27 protein-coding genes are annotated in these 18,400 nt (G+C 56.5%); 12 read left to right on the plus strand and 15 right to left on the minus strand.

The window, feature by feature from the left end; all coding sequences use genetic code 11:
* Positions 1-14 precede the first annotated feature (14 nt).
* From D8767_RS11665 to D8767_RS11675, 3 genes are read right to left on the minus strand one after another with little or no spacing between them, the layout of a single operon-like run.
* Complete coding sequence (locus D8767_RS11665) at positions 15-458, minus strand: DUF421 domain-containing protein (protein WP_016711386.1); 444 nt, start codon at positions 456-458, stop codon at positions 15-17.
* A gap of 9 nt (positions 459-467) precedes the next feature.
* Positions 468-974, minus strand: coding sequence for a hypothetical protein (locus D8767_RS11670; protein WP_029380193.1), 507 nt, complete (start codon positions 972-974; stop codon positions 468-470).
* 10 nt (positions 975-984) lie between these two features.
* The gene (locus tag D8767_RS11675) at positions 985-1,488 is read right to left on the minus strand and encodes a CinA family protein (RefSeq protein ID WP_016711384.1); all 504 of its coding nucleotides are present in this window, start codon (positions 1,486-1,488) and stop codon (positions 985-987) included.
* A gap of 153 nt (positions 1,489-1,641) precedes the next feature.
* On the opposite strand from D8767_RS11675, the gene D8767_RS28710 reads away from it, so the two are divergent.
* Positions 1,642-1,803, plus strand: a complete 162-nt coding sequence (locus D8767_RS28710; RefSeq protein WP_162998278.1) for a hypothetical protein — start codon at positions 1,642-1,644, stop codon at positions 1,801-1,803.
* 53 nt (positions 1,804-1,856) lie between these two features.
* Here D8767_RS28710 and D8767_RS11680 read toward each other — a convergent pair whose 3' ends face one another.
* Positions 1,857-2,714: an SDR family oxidoreductase gene (locus tag D8767_RS11680; protein ID WP_016711383.1), complete on the minus strand. Its 858-nt coding sequence runs from the start codon at positions 2,712-2,714 to the stop codon at positions 1,857-1,859.
* Between the two features lie 196 nt (positions 2,715-2,910).
* On the opposite strand from D8767_RS11680, the gene D8767_RS11685 reads away from it, so the two are divergent.
* From D8767_RS11685 to D8767_RS11710, 7 genes are all read left to right on the plus strand, one after another.
* On the plus strand, positions 2,911-3,435 hold the full coding sequence (locus tag D8767_RS11685; protein ID WP_016711382.1) for a hypothetical protein: 525 nt from the start codon (positions 2,911-2,913) through the stop codon (positions 3,433-3,435).
* Positions 3,436-3,467: 32 nt separating this feature from the next.
* Positions 3,468-4,523 (plus strand): peptidase M42, encoded by a 1,056-nt coding sequence (locus D8767_RS11690; protein WP_016711381.1) that lies wholly within the window; start codon positions 3,468-3,470, stop codon positions 4,521-4,523.
* Between the two features lie 103 nt (positions 4,524-4,626).
* A complete protein-coding gene (locus D8767_RS11695) occupies positions 4,627-4,911 on the plus strand; it encodes a DUF6555 family protein (protein ID WP_029380192.1) in 285 nt (94 codons plus the stop codon).
* A 45-nt stretch (positions 4,912-4,956) separates the two neighbouring features.
* Entirely contained in the window at positions 4,957-5,115 is a 159-nt protein-coding gene (locus D8767_RS28715; RefSeq protein ID WP_004573942.1) for a hypothetical protein, read from the plus strand.
* A 16-nt stretch (positions 5,116-5,131) separates the two neighbouring features.
* The gene (locus D8767_RS11700; protein WP_004573944.1) at positions 5,132-5,356 is read left to right on the plus strand and encodes a DUF2188 domain-containing protein; all 225 of its coding nucleotides are present in this window, start codon (positions 5,132-5,134) and stop codon (positions 5,354-5,356) included.
* Positions 5,353-5,778 (plus strand): hypothetical protein, encoded by a 426-nt coding sequence (locus D8767_RS11705; protein WP_004573945.1) that lies wholly within the window; start codon positions 5,353-5,355, stop codon positions 5,776-5,778. Before D8767_RS11700 ends, D8767_RS11705 begins: the two co-directional genes overlap by 4 nt.
* Before the next feature lie 90 nt (positions 5,779-5,868).
* Positions 5,869-6,303, plus strand: a complete 435-nt coding sequence (locus tag D8767_RS11710; RefSeq protein WP_004573946.1) for a response regulator — start codon at positions 5,869-5,871, stop codon at positions 6,301-6,303.
* Here D8767_RS11710 and D8767_RS11715 read toward each other — a convergent pair.
* Complete coding sequence (locus D8767_RS11715; RefSeq protein WP_004573947.1) at positions 6,300-6,716, minus strand: low affinity iron permease family protein; 417 nt, start codon at positions 6,714-6,716, stop codon at positions 6,300-6,302. The two genes, D8767_RS11710 and D8767_RS11715, sit on opposite strands and share 4 nt — an antisense overlap.
* 166 nt (positions 6,717-6,882) lie before the next feature.
* On the opposite strand from D8767_RS11715, the gene D8767_RS11720 reads away from it, so the two are divergent.
* Positions 6,883-8,217 carry a sodium:proton antiporter gene (locus tag D8767_RS11720; RefSeq protein ID WP_004573948.1) on the plus strand — a complete coding sequence of 445 codons (1,335 nt, stop codon included), beginning with the start codon at positions 6,883-6,885 and terminating at the stop codon, positions 8,215-8,217.
* Between the two features lie 15 nt (positions 8,218-8,232).
* Here the strand turns inward: D8767_RS11720 and D8767_RS11725 are convergent, their stop codons facing one another.
* The gene (locus D8767_RS11725; RefSeq protein WP_004573949.1) at positions 8,233-8,613 is read right to left on the minus strand and encodes a response regulator; all 381 of its coding nucleotides are present in this window, start codon (positions 8,611-8,613) and stop codon (positions 8,233-8,235) included.
* Positions 8,614-8,796: 183 nt separating this feature from the next.
* Between D8767_RS11725 and D8767_RS11730 the strand changes: the two genes are divergently transcribed.
* Positions 8,797-10,344 carry a sensor histidine kinase gene (locus D8767_RS11730; protein WP_016711377.1) on the plus strand — a complete coding sequence of 516 codons (1,548 nt, stop codon included), beginning with the start codon at positions 8,797-8,799 and terminating at the stop codon, positions 10,342-10,344.
* Positions 10,345-10,720: 376 nt separating this feature from the next.
* Here the strand turns inward: D8767_RS11730 and D8767_RS11735 are convergent, their stop codons facing one another.
* Positions 10,721-10,939, minus strand: a complete 219-nt coding sequence (locus D8767_RS11735; protein ID WP_004573951.1) for a general stress protein — start codon at positions 10,937-10,939, stop codon at positions 10,721-10,723.
* A gap of 201 nt (positions 10,940-11,140) precedes the next feature.
* The gene (locus D8767_RS11740; RefSeq protein WP_004573952.1) at positions 11,141-11,539 is read right to left on the minus strand and encodes a response regulator; all 399 of its coding nucleotides are present in this window, start codon (positions 11,537-11,539) and stop codon (positions 11,141-11,143) included.
* Positions 11,540-11,805: 266 nt separating this feature from the next.
* Between D8767_RS11740 and D8767_RS11745 the strand changes: the two genes are divergently transcribed.
* Positions 11,806-12,084, plus strand: a complete 279-nt coding sequence (locus D8767_RS11745; RefSeq protein WP_004573953.1) for a hypothetical protein — start codon at positions 11,806-11,808, stop codon at positions 12,082-12,084.
* Between the two features lie 56 nt (positions 12,085-12,140).
* Here the strand turns inward: D8767_RS11745 and D8767_RS11750 are convergent, their stop codons facing one another.
* From D8767_RS11750 to D8767_RS11760, 3 genes are read right to left on the minus strand one after another with little or no spacing between them, the layout of a single operon-like run.
* Positions 12,141-13,466, minus strand: a complete 1,326-nt coding sequence (locus tag D8767_RS11750) for an SDR family oxidoreductase (protein ID WP_016711376.1) — start codon at positions 13,464-13,466, stop codon at positions 12,141-12,143.
* A gap of 32 nt (positions 13,467-13,498) precedes the next feature.
* Entirely contained in the window at positions 13,499-13,732 is a 234-nt protein-coding gene (locus D8767_RS11755) for a PLD nuclease N-terminal domain-containing protein (RefSeq protein WP_014859183.1), read from the minus strand.
* 12 nt (positions 13,733-13,744) lie between these two features.
* Positions 13,745-14,947: a zinc-dependent alcohol dehydrogenase gene (locus D8767_RS11760; RefSeq protein ID WP_016711375.1), complete on the minus strand. Its 1,203-nt coding sequence runs from the start codon at positions 14,945-14,947 to the stop codon at positions 13,745-13,747.
* A gap of 280 nt (positions 14,948-15,227) precedes the next feature.
* Here D8767_RS11760 and D8767_RS29160 point away from each other — a divergent pair, with 280 nt between their 5' ends.
* Positions 15,228-15,539 carry a hypothetical protein gene (locus D8767_RS29160; protein WP_016711374.1) on the plus strand — a complete coding sequence of 104 codons (312 nt, stop codon included), beginning with the start codon at positions 15,228-15,230 and terminating at the stop codon, positions 15,537-15,539.
* A gap of 126 nt (positions 15,540-15,665) precedes the next feature.
* Here D8767_RS29160 and D8767_RS11770 read toward each other — a convergent pair whose 3' ends face one another.
* The 4 genes from D8767_RS11770 to D8767_RS29165 form a co-directional block, all read right to left on the minus strand.
* On the minus strand, positions 15,666-16,049 hold the full coding sequence (locus D8767_RS11770) for an NUDIX domain-containing protein (protein ID WP_016711373.1): 384 nt from the start codon (positions 16,047-16,049) through the stop codon (positions 15,666-15,668).
* Between the two features lie 317 nt (positions 16,050-16,366).
* On the minus strand, positions 16,367-17,305 hold the full coding sequence (locus D8767_RS11775; protein WP_016711372.1) for a bestrophin family protein: 939 nt from the start codon (positions 17,303-17,305) through the stop codon (positions 16,367-16,369).
* Between the two features lie 479 nt (positions 17,306-17,784).
* A complete protein-coding gene (locus tag D8767_RS11785) occupies positions 17,785-17,985 on the minus strand; it encodes a hypothetical protein (RefSeq protein WP_016711371.1) in 201 nt (66 codons plus the stop codon).
* Positions 17,985-18,350 (minus strand): hypothetical protein, encoded by a 366-nt coding sequence (locus tag D8767_RS29165; protein WP_013970866.1) that lies wholly within the window; start codon positions 18,348-18,350, stop codon positions 17,985-17,987. The genes D8767_RS11785 and D8767_RS29165 overlap by 1 nt, the downstream gene beginning before the upstream one ends.
* Between the last annotated feature and the right edge of the window lie 50 nt (positions 18,351-18,400).

The raw sequence follows: 18,400 nt of genomic DNA on the forward strand, positions 1-18,400 counted from the left end.
TGGAGCTCCGTGCCTTATTCGGCAGGAATGATCGAAATCTTTCCATTGCGTTCGACGATAGCGAACTTTACCTGCTCAATGTTCTCGATGCCTTGGCTGTCCCGCGCTGACTCAAGGATATCGTCCTCCGTGAGTCGTGCGCGACGCATGCGGTGATGCAGGAAGCGCCCATTTTCAACAACCAGGGTAGCGTGCCCATCCAGAAACCTGGCCAAGGACTTGGAGTTGAGCTTCGCGAGTGAAAGGCCGACGTCCAAAACGATCAGCGTGGCAATTACCAGCATGGCATTGGTGAATGAAAAATCCTCGCCCAGAAGTGCCTGCTGGGTGGCTTCCCCAATGATCAGCAACAAGACGAAGTCAAAGGTCGTCAGGTCGGCCAGTGAGCGCCGTCCGGCTACGCGAAACAGCAGCATAAGTGCGACGTACATCCCGGCTGCGCGGAGGATCGAATCCATGACGCACTCCTAGGGGTAAAGGAATGTGGAGAAGTGAACGGCGCTTTCAGGGCCAGCCCTGACGCTGCCCTCTAGAGTGCCTACGTGCTCATTTCGAAGGGTCAAGTACAAGGTGGCGACCCCATCTTGCTTAGTACCCAATTGGAACAGCATGGCCTGGCCATGCGACATCGACTGTTGTGGCTCCGGTTGCAACGTCTCGATACTGGCGTCACGGAGCAATGATCCCTCGAGTTGCACCTCCACCGGCTGACCAGGGATACCCTGAACGGTGATGAAAAGGCTGTCCGTCGTGCCGCTTCGGCTGAGGCGCTGGTACTCAACCCGTACCCGTCCATTCGGGCTCACCACCTCCGCATCGCTCAATGGGCCATTACCGAACAGGCCTGCCAAGGCAAGCAATACGATGGCCACGAGCACGTACCACCCCACGCGCTCGAAGCGCCAAACACGCTGCTGCATCGGCATGTCTTCTTTAACAGGATGACGCCTGGATAGCAGTTCATCTTCCGACATGATCACCCCCTCAGGCGCGCTCACCGCGTAGCCAGCGCTGGTGATAGTGGGAAAGCCGGGTCAACCCGAACAGGGCACCTTGGCGCATGACTTCAGGCCGCTCGCCGAAGAAGCGTTGAGTGCGCGTGAAAACGGCAATTGGCTCGCCGGCGAAGGCCCACGCAAAGCACATCGTCCCCGGTGGTATCCCGGATTCGGGCGCCGGCCCGGCTATACCGGTGGTGGCGATCACCACATTCGCATCGCTGTCCCTCAAGGCGCCCAAGGCCATTTCCCAAGCTACTGCTTCGCTGGTCAGGCCGTATCGTTCGATGGTTTCGGCGCTGACCCCCAGCAGCCGCTTCTTGGCGCTGGGTGAGTAGACGACATAGCCGCTTTCCAGCACCTTTCCGGTACCCGGTACCGCCGCCAACAACGCCACAAGGCAGCCTGCAGTGCACGATTCTGCTGTGCTCAAAATCAGTTTGTTGTTTTTGAGATAGCCGAGGGCGGACAGTACAGGGTCGTTTTCCATTCCAGAATCGACTCGCTTGTTTTGCGGTGGACGCGAGCCTGGGGTAATTGGTTCATCGCCCGTGTTGCCCGCCCATCTCCTGAAGTGTCACTGACCTGAACTTTGCCCCGTAGATTGGCTTCCCTTGTTCAAAGGCAATGGGAGGAGAGCAACATGAAGAAAGTGAGCGTCAGCCAAAAAGAAGGTGCGCAGACAAGGCCGCATGGGGAAGAGGAGCGAGATAACGATGCTCATCGTCCGGATGGATCCACCGGCACATCACATGACTCGACAGCGCAAAAAACGGCCCGTGATCACGATCAGCACAAACGCTGAAACTGCCACGCAAAAAGAGAGTCAGGCTCGCCAGCACGGCGAGCCTCTTTTCACTAGAGGATCGGTTTGCCGCCAGTCACTGCGTAACGTGAGCCACTGATGTAACTGGCTTCGTCGGAGCCCAGCAGCACGTAGATCGGAGCGACCTCCACCGGTTGTCCGGGACGACCCAATGGTGTTTTGGAACCAAAGTGTGTAACCGCTTCCTCTGGCATGGTGGAAGGAATTAGAGGCGTCCAGATAGGCCCTGGCGCAACGCTGTTGACCCGAATACCTTTCTTGCCTAGCAACTGAGCCAGGCCAGCAGTGAAGTTGGCAATGGCCCCCTTGGTCGTGGCATAAGCCAGCAGGCTGGGGGATGGATCGTCGGAATTGACCGAGCTCGTATTGATAATCGAACTGCCCTTGGGCATGGAAGGCAGGGCCGCCTGGCAAATACGGAAGATGGCGGTGATGTTGGTATCGAAAGTCTTCACCCATTCGTCATCGTCGATTTCCTCCAGGGTTTCGTGGGACATCTGGAACGCCGCGTTGTTGACCAGGATGTCGATACGCCCGAACTGGCTAACGGTCTTTTCGACGATGTCGTAGCAGTGCTGTTTCTGCGCCAGGTCTCCGGGCAACAGCAGGCATTGACGGCCTGCGGACTCAACCCAGCGCGCGGTTTCTTGCGCGTCTTCATGCTCATTCAGATAAGCGATGGCGACGTCGGCGCCTTCACGGGCATAGGCAATCGCCACTGCCCGCCCGATGCCGCTGTCTGCTCCGGTGATGAGTGCAACCTTGCCTTCGAGGCGATTGTGGCCGGTATACGACTGCTCACCACAATCCGGGTAGGGCTCCATCTTGCGCTGTGAGCCAGGGACATTTTGAGGCTGCGAAGGGAAGGGCGGGGTAGGGAAGTCTCGCATGGTAGAAGCTCCTGCAGTTGAGAACGTTCATACCGGTTCGAAAGGCCCTGCCTCCTCGTGTTGGTTTCAATCTGCGGTTGGTACGACGAGCGGTGCGGGATATCAATCCAATTGAATTCCATGCCCCATCGCCTGTTCTACCGGACTCAGCTCCAGTCTCATCTCTTCGCTCGGAGCCCAATATCCGGAGTAGCGAGTGCCTCGAATCATTACCCCAACGACCCCTGAGCACGAGATCAGCGAGCACAATGCCAGGATGTTTGGCTCTCCTAAGGAGCGTCTGGATTTTTACCGGCGTGAGATCCAGTACGAAACCAGCATCCTGGCCAACCGCACGGATGCCTACCTGGCGGCTCAGTCATTCCTGGTCATCGCCTTCGTTTCCTCCATGGGGAACCTCAATCAAGGATGGGGCGAGATGTTCACACTGATCGTGCCCGCTTTCCTCGCCTTGCTCGGGGTACTGAGCTCGCTCAACGCCTGGCCTGGCATTCGGGCGGCCTACAACATCATCGATCACTGGCAGCTCAAACAGAGCCACCTACTGCGCAGCGAGCCGTTGATGGGGTTGGCTTACGACGAGCCGCCGCTTTTCTGTGAGGCGGAAACCTCGCGTGCAGGGCATCGAAAGTCATTGCTGTTCTCGCTACGGACGCCGTGGATCTTTCTGGTGTTCTGGGTGTTACTGGGTAGCTACTCGGTTTACATCCAGCTGGCCTGAACACGTCTGCGTGCGAACATGGGGGTAACATTTTGAAGACTGAGGCATTACTGACCGAGCTCCTCAACGCCCGAGGGCCGGGCGGACAAGAAGATGAAGTACGGGCCATTTGTCTGCGCGAGCTGCGCCTATTCTGTGATGACACGCACATCGACCCTGCTGGCAATGTGGTGGGGGTAATTCGTGGGGGCCGCGCTGGTAGCCCAGAGGCAGCCATACGCGTTATGGCCCATCTCGATGAGATCGCGATGATCGTCAAAAATGTGCTGGAGAACGGCACCCTGGAGGTGCTCGCTCTAGGGGGGGCGCAACCGATAAGCTTCGGCGTGTGCCCTGTCGATATCCTGGGCGATGAACACATCCTGCCGGGTGTTTTGTCCTACGGTTCAATGCACAACAGCGGTCGTACTTCGAATGGAAGAGACGTGTTGGCAGGAAATGTTCAGTGGAAAGATGTCTATATCGTCACGCGCAAGAGCAAGTCAGAGCTCCAGAAGCTTGGCGTTCGGCCTGGTACTCGAGTCGTGCTGAGTCAGCACTGGCGTAAGCCCTTCAAGGTACATGACTGTATTGCCGCTCACTTCCTCGACGACCGAGCTCCGCTGAGCGCTGTCATTCTCTGTGCGAAGCTACTGAGTGAACGGCGAGAGAAACTGAAGCAAGACGTTTGGTTCGTGCTTACGACGCTGGAGGAAGAGTCGAATGCCGGCGCCATGTACGCAGCTTCCCGGCTGCCCGGCGACACCACAATCGCTGTCGAGGTCGGCCCTGTACTTGAGGAATATGGCACGGAGCTTTCGGCCAATCCGATCATCAATACCGGCGACCAGAAGGGATACTACAGCCGCACCGTGGTGCAGGGCCTGATCGCCGCTGGCCTAAAGGCCGGTTTTAAGCCCCAGTCGGCATTGCTCGTCGATTTTGCATCCGATGCAAGCGCGGTGATGAGCGCCGGGATCGATGCCCGGGCTGGTTGCATTGCGATACCCACCGAGAATACCCATGGCTTCGAAATGGTGCTTCTGGAGGGGATTACGGCCTGCGCTGAGACCTTGTTCGAATTTCTTACAGGTAGTCAGGACACATAGCCCCGGCGCGTCGACTATGCGCAGTGGCTTACCACCTGCCATTTCGATGGAATTATTTCTTCCTTGGTTTGCTCAATAACGCATGACTAGGGAGGGAATTCTGGTGATCGGACAGCAACTCTATGTAATTGAGTACGAGCTTCACAGTGAGCCTCGGACATTCATTATCCGTCTGGAGAAAATGGACAACGGCGCCGCATGGCACTGGGCCAGCTGTGATGCCGGCGTGGGCATCATTCCGCGTTTCAGTCAGCAGAACATCAAACTGGTAAGTCGCCCGATGGCTGAGCGGTATGGCATTGCCAAGGTGAAGTGGAGGCTGGCTGGAGAGGGCCCCGAATTCGTTCCGCAACCTATCGATGTCGGCAAATTCTCAGGTGCTACCTAAGGGGCCTGAGACCGGTATTCCATCAACGTGCCTGGAGGTGTTGCCATGCAGCCTAAAACCGAAGGCTCTGAAGAAAAAGGCCCAAGCGACGTGCCTTTCATTAACGATCCGGAAAAGCCCACGTCGCCGCCACTGAATGACGCTGATGCCACGGATGCGGCTGAGCCTGAAGAAGACCTTCAGGACGATGGCCAATCCCTTTAGAGAGGAGAACCAGCTGATGGATAGTTATCACCTCAGCCCGACTTCGGATGGCTGGGAATTGAAGAAAGTCGGTGCTGAGCGAGCCTCAAAACGAGCCGCCACGAAGCAGGAGCTTGTCAGTGTCCTTGCAGATGTCTTCGAGGATAAGACGGCGTCCGTGAAGATCCACAAAGCGGACGGCACTCTCGAGGAGGAACGCACCTATCCACGTTCAGCTGACCCGCGCCGTAGCAAAGGTTGAAGACTATAACTGCCTGTGACCTCGACATTGAGGTCACGGATGCCCTTGGCGTGTTCAGATGGTTGTTGGCCAGCTTTCTCATGGGGAAGCGCATCCGCGCCACCGTAGCAGTGCAGGCGTACCGGACGCTTGTCGATCAGCAGGGCCTGGATACGCCGATTAAGCTTGCCCAGACTTCTCATTCCACGCTGGTCAAACTCCTCGGCCAGGCCGGCTATGCGCGCTACGATGAATCCACTGCCCGACGACTGCATGATCTTGGCAACAAGGTAGAAGTGGAACTGGTTGCCCAACTTGAGGCACTGCAGGAGGGGTCAGATGCTGAGGGATTTAAGCGCTGGCTACTGAGTTTAGAGGGCGTAGGCCCAAAGACCGTGGAGATTTTCATGCGTGAAGGCTTGTCCCATTTGACGAAGTTGTAAGGCCATTGAGTTTGGTGGCCTTTAGCCCCCATCGACGCATGTCCGGAAGAGTGAAACACTCGACCATTGGATTACGTACTGGAGAGGGTGATGAAGCTCGACATTGAGGGTTTGTCGCTGTCAGGGAAGACAGTAGTTGTCGTAGAGGATGATCCAACGCTTCAAGCCCTTCTGGTGGAAATCCTGATCGAGTTGGGCGCCACCTGCGATGCGTTCGATAACTCAGAAGATGCTTTGATTCACTTGATGGGACTCAAGAGCGACTGCTCGTTGATCGTTGTCGATCACGGTGTTCCGGGAAGCATCAAAGGTATGGAATTCATCTCCATGGCACACGAAAGGTGGCCTGGGCTACCCGCCATTCTGACCTCGGGCTATCAGCTGGATGCTTCTCAGGTCACACCACCTGTTACCTACCTCTTCAAGCCGTGGTCGATAGAGGAGCTCGCTCAAGCTATTGACCAAGCGCTTCCCCCTGCAGACGTACCTTCAACTCTTCTGCTGGGCCACCAACAAGGTCTCTAGCGCTGTAGGTTATCCCGAGCCACATCGTCCGTCTGATGCTCAGCAGGCGCCTGATGTTGGGGATCACATTCGCTGCCCATCGCCTGATATTGCTTGCGAAGTTTATGGATTTCCCGGTTATCGAGCGCTTCGAGATCCAATACCGACTGCTCCGCAGATTTCGTAGCGCGAATCAGTTCGTCGAGCTTCACGTGGATGATGTCGTTATCCCGGTTCTGGGTGTTCTGGATCAGGAAAACCATCAGAAATGTGATGATGGTGGTCGACGTGTTGACGATAAGTTGCCAGGTATCATTGTAGTGAAACCAGGGCCCAGAGGCCGCCCAAATGGCAATCAACACCACGGCGATCAAGAAGGTGCTCGGCTTACCGGCGTGGTTGGCGAGCCATTGGCAGAACTGGGCGAATTTCATGACGTAATCTCCACTGCGATCTATAGGGTTTGACCGCAGTGGAGCGCTGAAATCTTTTTTTACATTTCACCGAGGTATTGGGTGAGCCCACCAAGCGCAGCGGAACGACGTGGCCTGCCGGAAAGTCAAAAAAATACTCGAAAACTTTCCCAAGGCTTCTGCACAGATGACCTTCATCGTCTGGTTCGCCATGCTGGGCGCAGTCTTGCTGCTGCTCGCACTCTCATCCTCCTACCTACGCTGGATCCCTGTGACCTCGTCTGTAGTGTGCCTTGCCCTGGGCATCGTCCTGGGGACATCGGGGCTGGGTTTTCTTCAACTGGACGTGAGCAAGTCGAGCGAGTGGATGGAGCACCTCACAGAAGTCGCGGTGTTGTTTTCGCTGTTCTTCAGTGGTTTGAAATTGCGCCTGCCCTTGCACAACCGCCGTTGGTGCAGCGCCTTTTTTCTAGCCGGGCCGGTGATGTTGCTCTGCATCGGTGGGGTAACGCTGGTGCTGCACTACGGCCTGAACTTGGGGTGGGGCGTCTCGCTACTGATCGGAGCGATCCTCGCACCCACTGACCCCGTGCTCGCAACCCTGGTGCAGGTGGTTGATGCCCGGGACGATGATCTTGTCCGTTTCAGCTTGTCGGGTGAGGCAGGGCTCAACGACGGCGTGGCGTTTCCCTTCGTCATGCTCGGACTGTTCCTGCAACAGGACAATGGCCAGACTTGGTTCAGTGACTGGTTGCTCAAGGACATGCTGTGGGCAGTAACCGCAGGTCTAGTGCTTGGCTACTGGATGGGGCGCGGCCTGGGCAAGCTCACGCTGTTCTTGCGTCTGCGCAACGACGACAGCACCGTCTCGCCCAATGACTATCTGGCCCTTGCCCTGATTGCGTTGGCATACGTGAGCGCCGAGTCGATACAGGCTTATGGGTTCCTCGCGGTGTTCGCTGCGGGACTTGGTTTACGTCAGGCGGAGGTGCAGACCGCCAATAGCCCTGAAGCGCCGGCTGCTGAACATTTGGTACAGCCTGTGGTAGGTCACCAGCACGTGGCACCGGAGCTAGCAGTCAAAGGCGATCTGAAAGGGCTCGACGACTCGCAGGTAGCAGCGGGGATCATGTTGGGTGACATGTTGGCGTTCGGTAGCCTGATCGAACGGGCAATGGAAGTATTTCTGGTGACCCTGCTCGGGGTAGTGCTCATTGAGCATTGGGACTGGCGGGCAGTGCTTGTTGCCGGTGCTTTGTTTTTTGTCATTCGCCCCATCAGCATCCTGCTGTTCCCGGCTCGAGGAATGCTGGATATCCGCCAGCGTGGACTTTTAGGGTGGTTTGGCATCCGAGGTATCGGCAGCTTCTACTACCTGTTCTATGCCCTCAATCATGGGCTGCTTCCCACCTTGGCCGCGCAAAGCATCAACCTGGTGCTGTCCGTGGTGGCGTTGAGCATTCTGCTGCATGGGTTGAGCGTTCAACCGCTGCTAGCCAAATACGAAGCATGGAAGGGATAGGCAGTGTTCTTTGGATCAGGTTTCAACTTGCGGCGGGAGCGTTACTAATTTGTTGATCAGCGAGGCGAGATCAGAAATCTCCCAAGGTTTGGGGAGAAATGCTGTCCGAGCAGGCAGCAAACCGGTGTCGATTATTGCGTCGCCCGAAGTCAGAATCACTGGCAGGGTAGGCCATCGACGCCAAATCTCGTGTGCAAGGCCTAAACCGTCCATGCTTCCAGGCATATGGATATCGGTCATCACCAAGCTAGGGACTTCCTTATTGCAAAGGTAATGCAACGCCTCGTCAGCATTTGCGCAGCACGTCATAGCAACGGCGTAGAGTGACGAGAGGCTCTCGGCAGTTAGGTCTCTTAGGAGGTCGTCGTCTTCCACAATGAGGATGGTTTTCGGCATGTAGGGTTTGCTCGCGGGTCATATGCATTAGGGCTCTGGGCCTCTACGCCGTTGCTACTGGGCGATGAGTGGTGCGCTAGGCGCCGTCATGGATTAGCGGCTATGGTAGGAAAGCGGTAAGCGAACCGCCTGTACGCCCTGAAAGGATTCTGGGCGTTTCCCGTTAATCCGGAAGGGAAGACTATGCAGCAGCTACCAGTGGACGAAACAATCCGAGCGGCCTTGAAAAAGACTCATACGCGCTTGCACCGCCAACATGAGCTCGTGGTCGAGTTTGGCGTAATGTCCCTGAAGGCTGCGGACTTGGATCTGTTGCTGACCCGTGCATGTGAAGTAGTCGCTGAAGGAATGTGCACTCGTTTTTCCAAGGTGCTCCAGCCAGCAGAGGACGGGGAAGGGTTTGTTCTGACCCATGGCGTTGGCTGGGATGCTTCTGACATCGTGCGGGCAACCGTGGGCGGCGATGTGGCTAGTCCCGCAGGCTATGCATTGGCCACCTATAGGCCCGTACTCTCGAATCATTTGGGTATGGAAAATCGCTTTCGAACGCCGGAACTGCTCAAAAAATATGGAATCGAGCGGGCCATCAATGTCCCGATCCGGGGTGTGCTCAGCCCGTTTGGTGTACTGGAAGCCGACAGCAGCAACGGGGACGATTTCGTAGAGAGCGATCTGGTATTTCTGGAAGGCATCTCGAACGTCATTTCCATGGCTGTCGAAAGAATATCTGCAGGCGTGGATGTTCCAGTTCCCGACCCTTATTCCGAGACCATTCTGAACGCAAGCCCTGACTGGGTGGATATCCTGGCCCCGAGCGGCGAGATCGAGTTCATGAATGAAGCCGGGCTGAAATTCCTGGATACCCAACTGACCAGTGTTAAAGGTCAGCGATGGTATGACTTGTGGCCTGAGGAGTCGCGATCACTTGTTTGGGAGGCGGTAGCTAAAGTTAGCGCTGGCGAAACCATGAGGTTCGAATCGTACTGCCCAATCGCTCCCGATGAACCCAAATGGTGGGACGTGACTGTGGCGCCAATCATGGGCACGGATGGTCAGGTCGAACGGATCATAGCGGTATCACGGGATATCACTGAACGGCACCAGTACGAAGCTCAGCTGCTCTCTCTCATTGAGGCGCAGAACAGCAGGCAAAATCGAAGCGACCTTTATCTCGAAGAAATCCATCATCGCGTCAAAAATAGCCTCCACCTTGTAAACACCCTGCTGTTACTTCAAGCCAATCTCACGCCAGATGCGGCTGTTAAGTTGCAGCTCGAAACTGCCGCAGGGCGAGTGGTGACCATTGCCAGTGTTCACGAGAGACTATACCAGGCCGCCGAAGACCAAGAAGTACGCGCTCGCGATTACCTAAGTGCCCTGTTGGGTGATCTGGGCAAGGCTTTGGCCGACCGGCAAATTCTGTTGGAGGCTGACGACTTCGTCCTGCCACCTGAAAGAATGGCTCCCTTGGGGTTAGTGATCTCTGAGTTGATCACCAACTCCCTTAAGTACGGCAAAGGATCCATAGAAGTGATCGTCAAGCATGCCGGCGATCATGCTCAGCTCACCGTCAGGGATGAGGGCGACGGCTTTCCTGATAATTATCCTAAGCCGACAGGTACGGGGCTTGGCATGCGATTGGTCAAAAGCTATTCCGGCTACGGTAGCGCGGCAGTGGTGGTTGATCGGCAGGATAGTAAAAGTTGTATCCATGTACGCTTCAAACTCTAGGCGCGCCTGCGCACACCGATGGCACTTAGCCAAATGCGTATAGTCGTAATCAGGCTGATTCGAGACCTGGAATCATCATTGGAGGAGTAGGGGATGCGTAACTGGGGATGGCTGATGACTGCGGTAGGCTACGCTGGGCTTTCAGGAATGTTAGCCATAATCGGCGCTGCGGTTTCAGGGTTTCATAACCTCACTAGCCAGATGCTAGGGGTGAGCCTATTGCTAGCGGCAGCGTCATTGGCGCTGGTGCTTGTTGGTGGTCGTCTTCGAGCGAGAAGCAAACCCTTGTTGCCCATTTCGCTGTCTCCTTAAGACCGCTTTCATTTTCTCAAAAAGTGGCCAGAGTGCCAGGCACCCCGGCCAGCCTCATTTCAAGTTACCGGTTTTCGCTACCGCGCCCGCCGCCGTGGCTGTTTTGACCGCCTTTACGGCCTGCCTCTGAGGCGCGCTCACGGTCGTTGGCAAAATTGCCGCCTGAACTCTGCCCGCCTTTGCGACCTGCCTCCGACGCTTTCTCGCGATCATTGGCAAAATTGCCAGGATTGTTCTGAGCAGTACCACCTTGATGGCCACGATTGGTTTGGTTGTTAGCCATGATCTTTCACCTCATGTCGTCACACAGGAAAGTCTGTGTTCAACTCGGACGTCGGGGCGTGGGGTGTTTACTCCGTGGGTTCTTGCCGAGGCCGACGGGTTGCGCGAAAGAACTGGTGCAGGCGTGTGTGGCGTCCTTAAGCTTTGTTCGCGAACGTTTGGGAAGGATCAAGCTCGCATCCCGTCTGCAGACGCCGAATTTTCAGCCTCCGCCGGCGTGGTTAAGCTGAGCGCAGAGCAGTTCCTGGAGCTGGGTTATTGGCCACGGCTTAGGAAGGAACCGGGCACCTGGCGGCAACACTCTCCCTGCAAATTCGTAGTATCCGCTCATGACAATGATGCGCGTCTGAGGTTTTTGCTGGCTTGCCATCCAGGCAAGATCGACCCCATTGAGTGAACCAGGCGTTTGCACATCCGTTATCAGCAGCGTCCAATTTTGCTTCCTCAACGCCTCATTGCCGTCATCGGCAGTCGCCACCGCTGTCACCATGGCCCCCCATTCTTCCAGGTACAGGGTCAAAAGCTCTCGAATCATGGGTTCGTCCTCAACGATGAGAACAGTTGGGCGAATTATCTTCGCAGCGGAAAGCAGCTCTTTCATATGGGTACTCGGACATGCGGCTGCAGGAAGGGAGGGACATCCAGGTCTGCTTGCTTTCTTCCAGCAAGACGTAGCAGCGCGCCATCACTACGACATCGCCAGCGTTCAAGAAATTCACTCCAACTTGAGTCAGTGCCGTCCATACCCATCCGTGAGCGGAACCATAACGGGGCGACCTTCTGGACACATCGACGCCGCTGACACCGCTTTACTGAACCTCTGGAATCTTCGTGACTCAACCCTCCATCAGCGTGTGAGGCCTCCTGATGCGAACGTTCGAGAAAAACCTCTCTGCCGCCCAATTGCTGAAGCTCAACTGTCTGGCAGACTGGTACCGCGTGCTGAAAAGCAGGGCCTTCCGAATGGATTCGCCAGACGAATATCATGACGAATTGCTTCGCCAGGCCGATGAGATGGATCGTCGAGGGATTATCTGCTGGCAGGAATGGCGCGATCTTCGTCTGGAGGCTGACGCTGCTTACTTGAGAGCGGTAGCAGGGGAGGACTATCGCCCGGTTAATCCCACGAGCTCGTCAGCAAAGTAGGGATCGAACGTGATCTCGCAATGAAACCATGCTCATTCTCGGTACGCAGACCTCCTCTAGCTATCCCTGCGTCGTGAATGTGTGAGTGTAAAACCTACAAGGATTCCCAGCGCCGCTGCGCCGATCAGCAGCGGCGTTTTGTCTTTCGGCTTTCTCCAGCCTCCGTCGATACCCCTCCGGCCACTTGGAGGATCAAAGAGGTTGCCTGATGATGCTTCGGCTATGGGGCTGCGATTTATCCCCCAGCGCGTCAGCCTTCCTGACAACAGAGGCAGGCCTGGTATCAGGTAGCTGGCCAAATGCGCGAGGCGCGCCGCAGCGCCAACCGTGGTGTGAGCACGAGGCAAGATTGCGCAGGCCACCATAGCCTTTGCCACCATCTCGGGATCGTATACGGGGCCTGGCGGTGTCAGCGTATGTCCGGTGTAGTTGCCACCGTCTCGGAAGCCAGGTGTGTCCATGACTGCTGGATAGATATCGCAGACATGGATGTTGGGATATTCAGTCAGCTCGCCTCGCAATGCCTCGGTCAGTCCACGTAAGCCGAATTTGCTCGCCGAATAAGCGGCGGCGTAGGGCTGGGCCACCCAGCTGCCCAGCGACAGCGTGTTGATCAGAATGCCGCTGCCCTGTGCCTTGAAGAAGGGAAGGGCGACGTAGGCACCTAGCAGGTAACCGATCAGGTCAGTCTGGATGACCTGCTCGTGCGCCTCCAACGGCGTTTCTTCGAAATTGCCGACCGCGCCGACCCCGGCATTGTTGACCCAGATATCGATCCGTCCATGTCCAAAGTCTGCGGCCTGAACGGCAAGCGCTTGAACTTGGTCGCTGTGGGTAACGTCGGTCGTGATCGCTATGGCATCCGTACCGCAATCGGTGCATTCATCCAGCACGTCGAACAACGCCTCTTCATCGCGTGCGGCGAGTACCAGGCGAGCACCTTTGCACGCAAAGGCATGCGCGGCGGCTCGGCCTATGCCGCTGGATGCGCCGGTGATGACCACGACCTTGCCGCGCAGAGGCCCTTTGAGCGGAGCGCCACGGACAGGCGCTTCTCGTTGCGCACCCGAGGCGCTGAGGTCAAGGGGGGCAACGGTTTCGCTGGCCTCGATCCGCGAGAGCTCAAGAGAGGTGCCATCGATCAGGGTCAACGTCAGCCCTTCCACCGTGCCTGCCTCCCGGTTTGGAAATACGGGCTCACCTTCGGCATCCAGGCTGTCGTAGATGAAGCGCGTACCTTCGAGCCAGCCCACGGCGGTGAGAAGTTCAGGGCCGAGATAATACTTCCCGTCTTGAAAGAAGCCTGGAAACTGATGAGCGCGCTCCACGTTTTCCACGCGATAGCGTTCGCCTGATTTCATGCCTGTCGCTTGATCGATCATGTTGAAACCCCTGTAAGTGGAGCTCGGAGATGTCAGCCTTTGCTGTGCTCGTCGGAAGTGGGCCCGGTACCTCGCTTGATACCGCGCGGGCCAGCAACGCCCCAGATACCCAGGCCAACCAGCGGTAGCGCGACGATCAGCAGGGCCCAGGCCGCTTTCACTGCATCTGACTTGTCGCTTCTGAATACGCTGACGATGGCCCATAGATCGATGAGCAAGAGGATTGCCGCCACGGCAATCCAGAAGTAGCTGGCGAGACCGTTCATGTGCTTGCCTCCTTACACGTAGTCAGGGCCCAAGGTGCCTGCTGCCGCGCCTGGCACGAGGATGACCTTGCGGCAGTTGTCCTGCTTCTGATCGAACATCTTGTAGCCCATGGCCGCTTCTTCGAGGGCCAGGCGGTGGGTGACGATCAGCTCTGGTTGCAGGCGACCTGCTTCGATGTGTTCAAGACGTTCAGGCAAGTATTTCTGCACATGGGTCTGGCCCATTTTGAAGGTGAGCCCCTTGTCGAAGGCATCGCCGAACATGAAGGCGTGGATGAAGCCGGCGTACACACCTGGAACGCTGACAATCCCACCGCGTCGCACCGCAGCAATGCTCTGGCGCAGCGCCTTGCCACTGCTGCCTTCGATCTTCAGCGCCGTCATTACCGTTTCGGCGGTGCTGCCTTTGGCCTCGAAACCGACCGCATCGATCACCGCATCGACGCCGCGCATGCCTGGCGTCTGGCGGATTATGCTGTCGGCGGGATCGTCGTCTTGCTCGAAATTGATCGGTATGACCCCATAGGCCTCTTGTGCGTAGGCCAGGCGATAATCGTTGTCGTCGACCATGAAGATGGTCTGAGCGCCGAGCATTCGCGCACAGGCGGCGCTCAGCAAGCCCACAGGCCCGGCACCATAAATCGCCAGCGATGAGCCCTGGCCAATCTCGGCATTGATGACCGCCTGCCAGGCGGTTGGCAGAATTTCCGAGAGGAACAGCACCTTGTCGTCGGCCAGCGTGGTGGGCACTTTGAACGGGCCGACGTTGCCCTTGGGCACCCTGACGTAGTCCGCTTGGCCGCCAGGGATACCGCCATAGAGATGGCTGTATCCGAACAAAGCGGCGCCCGGTGGAATGCCCTTTTTGTTGATGATCGAGCCACGACCTGTGTTGGTGGTTTCGCAGGCAGCAAACAGATCGTGCTGACAGAAGAAGCAGCTGCCGCACGCAATCACAAAGGGAATCACCACGCGGTCGCCGATCTGGAGATTGGTGACTGCATTCCCGGTGTCTTCGACGATGCCCATGAACTCATGGCCGAAGATATCGCCCGCTTCGGTTTCTGGAATTTTGCCTCGGTAAAGGTGCAGGTCAGAGCCGCAAATGGCTGTGGCGGTGACCCTGAGGATAATGTCGTCTTCTTGCTCGATGATCGGGTCAGGGACGTTATCGACCCTGACGTCGTGTGCTCCGTGGTAGGTCAGTGCTCTCATGAATGTCAGCTCCTGCAGCCGCGTAATTTCGTGATCGGTATGCAGGGGAAGCCATGGCGGACAGCAAAGTTCAGACCAACAAGGCAGGCGGTACTGATTCGCTGCCTATCCGAAAGTTGGCTGAACCAATCGGATCACATCGATATCAGAGCGATCCAAATGGAGCTGCTGGGACGAATCGGTGGCCATCCATCATAATCGGCTGTTCGCAAGGGCTAGCTGAGAGAATCCCAAGCTCGGGGGCTCCAACCGTTCCGCTTTAAAGCTAAAGGGGGCTGGCATGCGAATACGTGGTGATGTCTTCTGGAAGTGGGCTGCCCCCGCGCTTGCCCACCGCAGTTATGATGAAACGCTGGACGACGGAACCGCTATAGAAGTCCAGACGAGGTTGTCACGAACCGGAGCCACCCAGGTTTTTCTCGGGGTTTATGCCGCGAGTGGAATGCCCCTTCACGAAGAGGCGTTTGCTGCCATGCCGGGCGAATCGATGAATCGTGCGCTGGCTTGGGGGATAGGACGGGCCAAAAGCCTTGCCAATGAGCCAAATAGGAAAGCCATTAAGCGACCGCCATTCAGTACGATGGCGGAGTAGGCAAGCCCAGCCAAAGCCAGAAAATTTCTCCTCGTACCGATACTTTTCTTGGGACGGGCAAGTTTTCTGATCGATACTCATTAGTGCTGCTGCCTATCGAACATCAAGCTCCTTGGCTGATTCAGGCTATTCGTTAGCGGTGATTATTCCTTCTCGTCTTAGCAGATCTACGTTGGTTGGCTTGACTGAGGTTTTGGTGATTTCCTGGATCGAGAACCAGCGACACTCCACTATCTCGTGCGAAGGTCGAGGCATCATGCTGGCCGGAACGGCCATTCGGTACAGCCAGTGCTCTTCCGCTTGGAGCACGTGATGCCCCAAAAACTGAGCGTCAGTCAGTTCTAGGCACGTTTCTTCCCGTAGTTCACGACGTGCCGCTTCAAGCTGCGTTTCGCCAGGATCGATTTTGCCGCCAGGGAGTGACCACTGAGGTGCCTCCTTGCGTACAAGCAATACCTTTCCTGCCTGCAGGCAGATGACGGTGGAATGAAGCTCTCTCGACTGATTCATCAGTTGTCCTCCCTTTGACGGAAGGCCGTCTTGTTGAGGCGGAGTTCACTTCATGTGTCAAAAGGTAGGAACGCGATCTCAGCGTCCAGTTGGGCTAGCTGATCAGTCATTGTCTCGTCCTCCTACCCCCATGTGCTGCTTATGTTCCAAGGCGGATAGAGCCAGAACACGACCCCGGCCAGCACCTCACGCCATGGCGCGAGTCACCGATTCATCAGGGCGTTTTGCATAGGCTACTTCAATCCTGGCGCAAACCTGAGCGCCCGTAGATCCCGATGAACAACTGCGTGTCCCCAATGCGGGAGAGCCGAACCCATCTAGGCCGTGACTTCTAAGGCAGACGAACGCCCTTCGATTGCAACACATGGTGTCAGCGACAAGGCACCACGCTCCGGGGAGTTGAACATCGACTGAAGATTCTTTTCGATGTTTCGGCAGAGCTCATCGGTACGAATGCTGTGTTGGCTGTGCCCGAATGGTGCTTGTAGGTCGGTGCCGATTCGCTCCATCGCCAACAGCATGCAACCTACCACTGTGGAGACGACCGGGGTGAACCAGCCCAAAGAGGGTACCAGGCTGAGCGGCATGATCACGCAAAAGAGGGTGCTGAATATCCTGGGGAAGTAGGTGTAAGGGTAGGGAAGTGGGGTGTTGGCAATCCTCTCCATCCCGCCTTGCCAGTTCGAAATGTCGACCAGCGTGGACTCGAGGCGGGCAAGTCGGATGCTGTCGAGGCGGCCTTCCTGGAACTCCCTCGCAATGATCTCAGCGGAGCCGCTGAGGATGTCGTTTGGCAAGTTGCTAGCTGTGGTGAGCAGTTGCAGGTCGTGGTTGGTCAGCAGCGGCGCTAGTGGAGAGGTGTCCCGTTTCCCTTTCAGCTGCATTCGCAAGGCCTGGAGGTAGGCCAAGTGACGCTGAATGAGTCGAGCCTTGACCGGATTAGCGTCCTTGTCATCGTCGATCAGCGTAAGTACCTGGCGACCAAAACTTCTCGAGCTATTGACCATCGCCCCCCACAATGTCCGTGCTTCCCACCAGCGGTTGTAAGCGCTGGAGTTACGGAAACTGATTAGCACTACCAGCGCTGAACACAGCAGTGTCAGCGGCATCAGAGGCAGCTCAAATCCGTATCCCGCCACGAGCATCGCGTCCAGGGTGACGGCAACGTCCCAAAGGAGTAGCCAGAACAGCGCCCATCCGACATAGGTGATTGTCCGAGCCAGGCATTTCCACTTCGTCGCCAGTGCAGCTTCCATATCGCATCTCTCCTTAGTAATCGGGCGCTGGGGCTCATGGCCTGACGGAGGAGATTACGACGCGATCCTTAACAGGAACTTAATCCCAAAGGGTGTCTCGTTGGGTGGTAAGAGACTGAATGGTTAGCTCGAGAGTCATAGACGGCCACTCTGTGTCCAATTCCTTGAACAAGTCGTCATATCTAGGAGTCTCTTAGGGAGAACCCCTTCTCAAAGCCACAGTGAGTTGGACTAGACCCTGATTTGAACAGCTGAGCCTGCGGATGCCAGACAGGAAAAATAGAAGTCTTAAAGCGAGAGCCACAATCATCTGCCGTAAGCGTACGGGGAATACGCCTTGCGTAGATCAGCCAGGCATCCTGGGAAATTGCACCTCTCTTGACCAAGCGTTTGCATTGCACTTGACCACCTGTTGGCATCGGATTTGACCAGCCAATTGCATTGGATCTGACCACTCAAAGCACGGCGTAACTGAATAGCTACAAAAACGATGTGGGCGGCATCATCTGCGGCGTGCCATCAATGATGCACATCCAGCCCCAGGTTTTGAGTGCTGGCGTCTTGTTGAACTCTTTCACCAAATCGGCGGCGATCTGCCCTATGTCGATCTGCAGTGCGAACTGCGGCCGCATCGCGTGCATAACATCTACCCCCACATCGCCGGCCAGAAGTTCGCACATCAGTCTGGTGCGTAGCTTCCAAGGAGTTCTTTCCGCGTCGTTCCGGATGCTGAAAGACCATGGTGTCCAGATGGGCCGACGCGCGGCAGTTGGTCGAAGAACGCCAGTGAGCCTGCGCCCAGGGTTGCCGTGAAGGCAGCCGGCAAGCTGAACTTCACCACAACCGACCAATCAGTCTGCTGGGCCATCAGCCCGAGCTTAAAAAGATTGTTGGCGAAGTGCACCACGGCGGTGGCCGCAATAGCGAGCTGCAAGGGGAAGAAAAGGGCAAATACTGGCATCAGCGCTGTCCCTTGACCGAAGCCAGAGAGCAACGTCAGCCCTGAAGCCAGCAGTGCCGCAAAGCCGATCAGAATGAGTTCCATGATGGTCGACCTCAATTATCGATTTACGCTATCGTACATCGATAATTTCA

Origin of the sequence: Pseudomonas sp. LTGT-11-2Z (assembly GCF_003691445.1) — a bacterium.
GTDB classification, from domain to species: Bacteria; Pseudomonadota; Gammaproteobacteria; order Pseudomonadales; family Pseudomonadaceae; genus Aquipseudomonas; species Aquipseudomonas monteilii.

Bases quoted from the DNA above. Each gene is read 5' to 3' on its own strand.
- D8767_RS11665 (WP_016711386.1), bottom strand. From the start codon at position 458: ATGGATTCGATCCTCCGCGCAGCCGGGATGTACGTCGCACTTATGCTG.
- D8767_RS11670 (WP_029380193.1), bottom strand. From the start codon at position 974: ATGTCGGAAGATGAACTGCTATCCAGGCGTCATCCTGTTAAAGAAGAC.
- D8767_RS11675 (WP_016711384.1), bottom strand. From the start codon at position 1,488: ATGGAAAACGACCCTGTACTGTCCGCCCTCGGCTATCTCAAAAACAAC.
- D8767_RS28710 (WP_162998278.1), top strand. From the start codon at position 1,642: ATGAAGAAAGTGAGCGTCAGCCAAAAAGAAGGTGCGCAGACAAGGCCG.
- D8767_RS11680 (WP_016711383.1), bottom strand. From the start codon at position 2,714: ATGCGAGACTTCCCTACCCCGCCCTTCCCTTCGCAGCCTCAAAATGTC.
- D8767_RS28715 (WP_004573942.1), top strand. From the start codon at position 4,957: ATGCAGCCTAAAACCGAAGGCTCTGAAGAAAAAGGCCCAAGCGACGTG.
- D8767_RS11700 (WP_004573944.1), top strand. From the start codon at position 5,132: ATGGATAGTTATCACCTCAGCCCGACTTCGGATGGCTGGGAATTGAAG.
- D8767_RS11710 (WP_004573946.1), top strand. From the start codon at position 5,869: ATGAAGCTCGACATTGAGGGTTTGTCGCTGTCAGGGAAGACAGTAGTT.
- D8767_RS11715 (WP_004573947.1), bottom strand. From the start codon at position 6,716: ATGAAATTCGCCCAGTTCTGCCAATGGCTCGCCAACCACGCCGGTAAG.
- D8767_RS11720 (WP_004573948.1), top strand. From the start codon at position 6,883: ATGACCTTCATCGTCTGGTTCGCCATGCTGGGCGCAGTCTTGCTGCTG.
- D8767_RS11725 (WP_004573949.1), bottom strand. From the start codon at position 8,613: ATGCCGAAAACCATCCTCATTGTGGAAGACGACGACCTCCTAAGAGAC.
- D8767_RS11730 (WP_016711377.1), top strand. From the start codon at position 8,797: ATGCAGCAGCTACCAGTGGACGAAACAATCCGAGCGGCCTTGAAAAAG.
- D8767_RS11735 (WP_004573951.1), bottom strand. From the start codon at position 10,939: ATGGCTAACAACCAAACCAATCGTGGCCATCAAGGTGGTACTGCTCAG.
- D8767_RS11740 (WP_004573952.1), bottom strand. From the start codon at position 11,539: ATGAAAGAGCTGCTTTCCGCTGCGAAGATAATTCGCCCAACTGTTCTC.
- D8767_RS11745 (WP_004573953.1), top strand. From the start codon at position 11,806: ATGCGAACGTTCGAGAAAAACCTCTCTGCCGCCCAATTGCTGAAGCTC.
- D8767_RS11750 (WP_016711376.1), bottom strand. From the start codon at position 13,466: ATGATCGATCAAGCGACAGGCATGAAATCAGGCGAACGCTATCGCGTG.
- D8767_RS11755 (WP_014859183.1), bottom strand. From the start codon at position 13,732: ATGAACGGTCTCGCCAGCTACTTCTGGATTGCCGTGGCGGCAATCCTC.
- D8767_RS11760 (WP_016711375.1), bottom strand. From the start codon at position 14,947: ATGAGAGCACTGACCTACCACGGAGCACACGACGTCAGGGTCGATAAC.
- D8767_RS29160 (WP_016711374.1), top strand. From the start codon at position 15,228: ATGCGAATACGTGGTGATGTCTTCTGGAAGTGGGCTGCCCCCGCGCTT.
- D8767_RS11770 (WP_016711373.1), bottom strand. From the start codon at position 16,049: ATGAATCAGTCGAGAGAGCTTCATTCCACCGTCATCTGCCTGCAGGCA.
- D8767_RS11775 (WP_016711372.1), bottom strand. From the start codon at position 17,305: ATGGAAGCTGCACTGGCGACGAAGTGGAAATGCCTGGCTCGGACAATC.
- D8767_RS11785 (WP_016711371.1), bottom strand. From the start codon at position 17,985: ATGTGCGAACTTCTGGCCGGCGATGTGGGGGTAGATGTTATGCACGCG.
- D8767_RS29165 (WP_013970866.1), bottom strand. From the start codon at position 18,350: ATGGAACTCATTCTGATCGGCTTTGCGGCACTGCTGGCTTCAGGGCTG.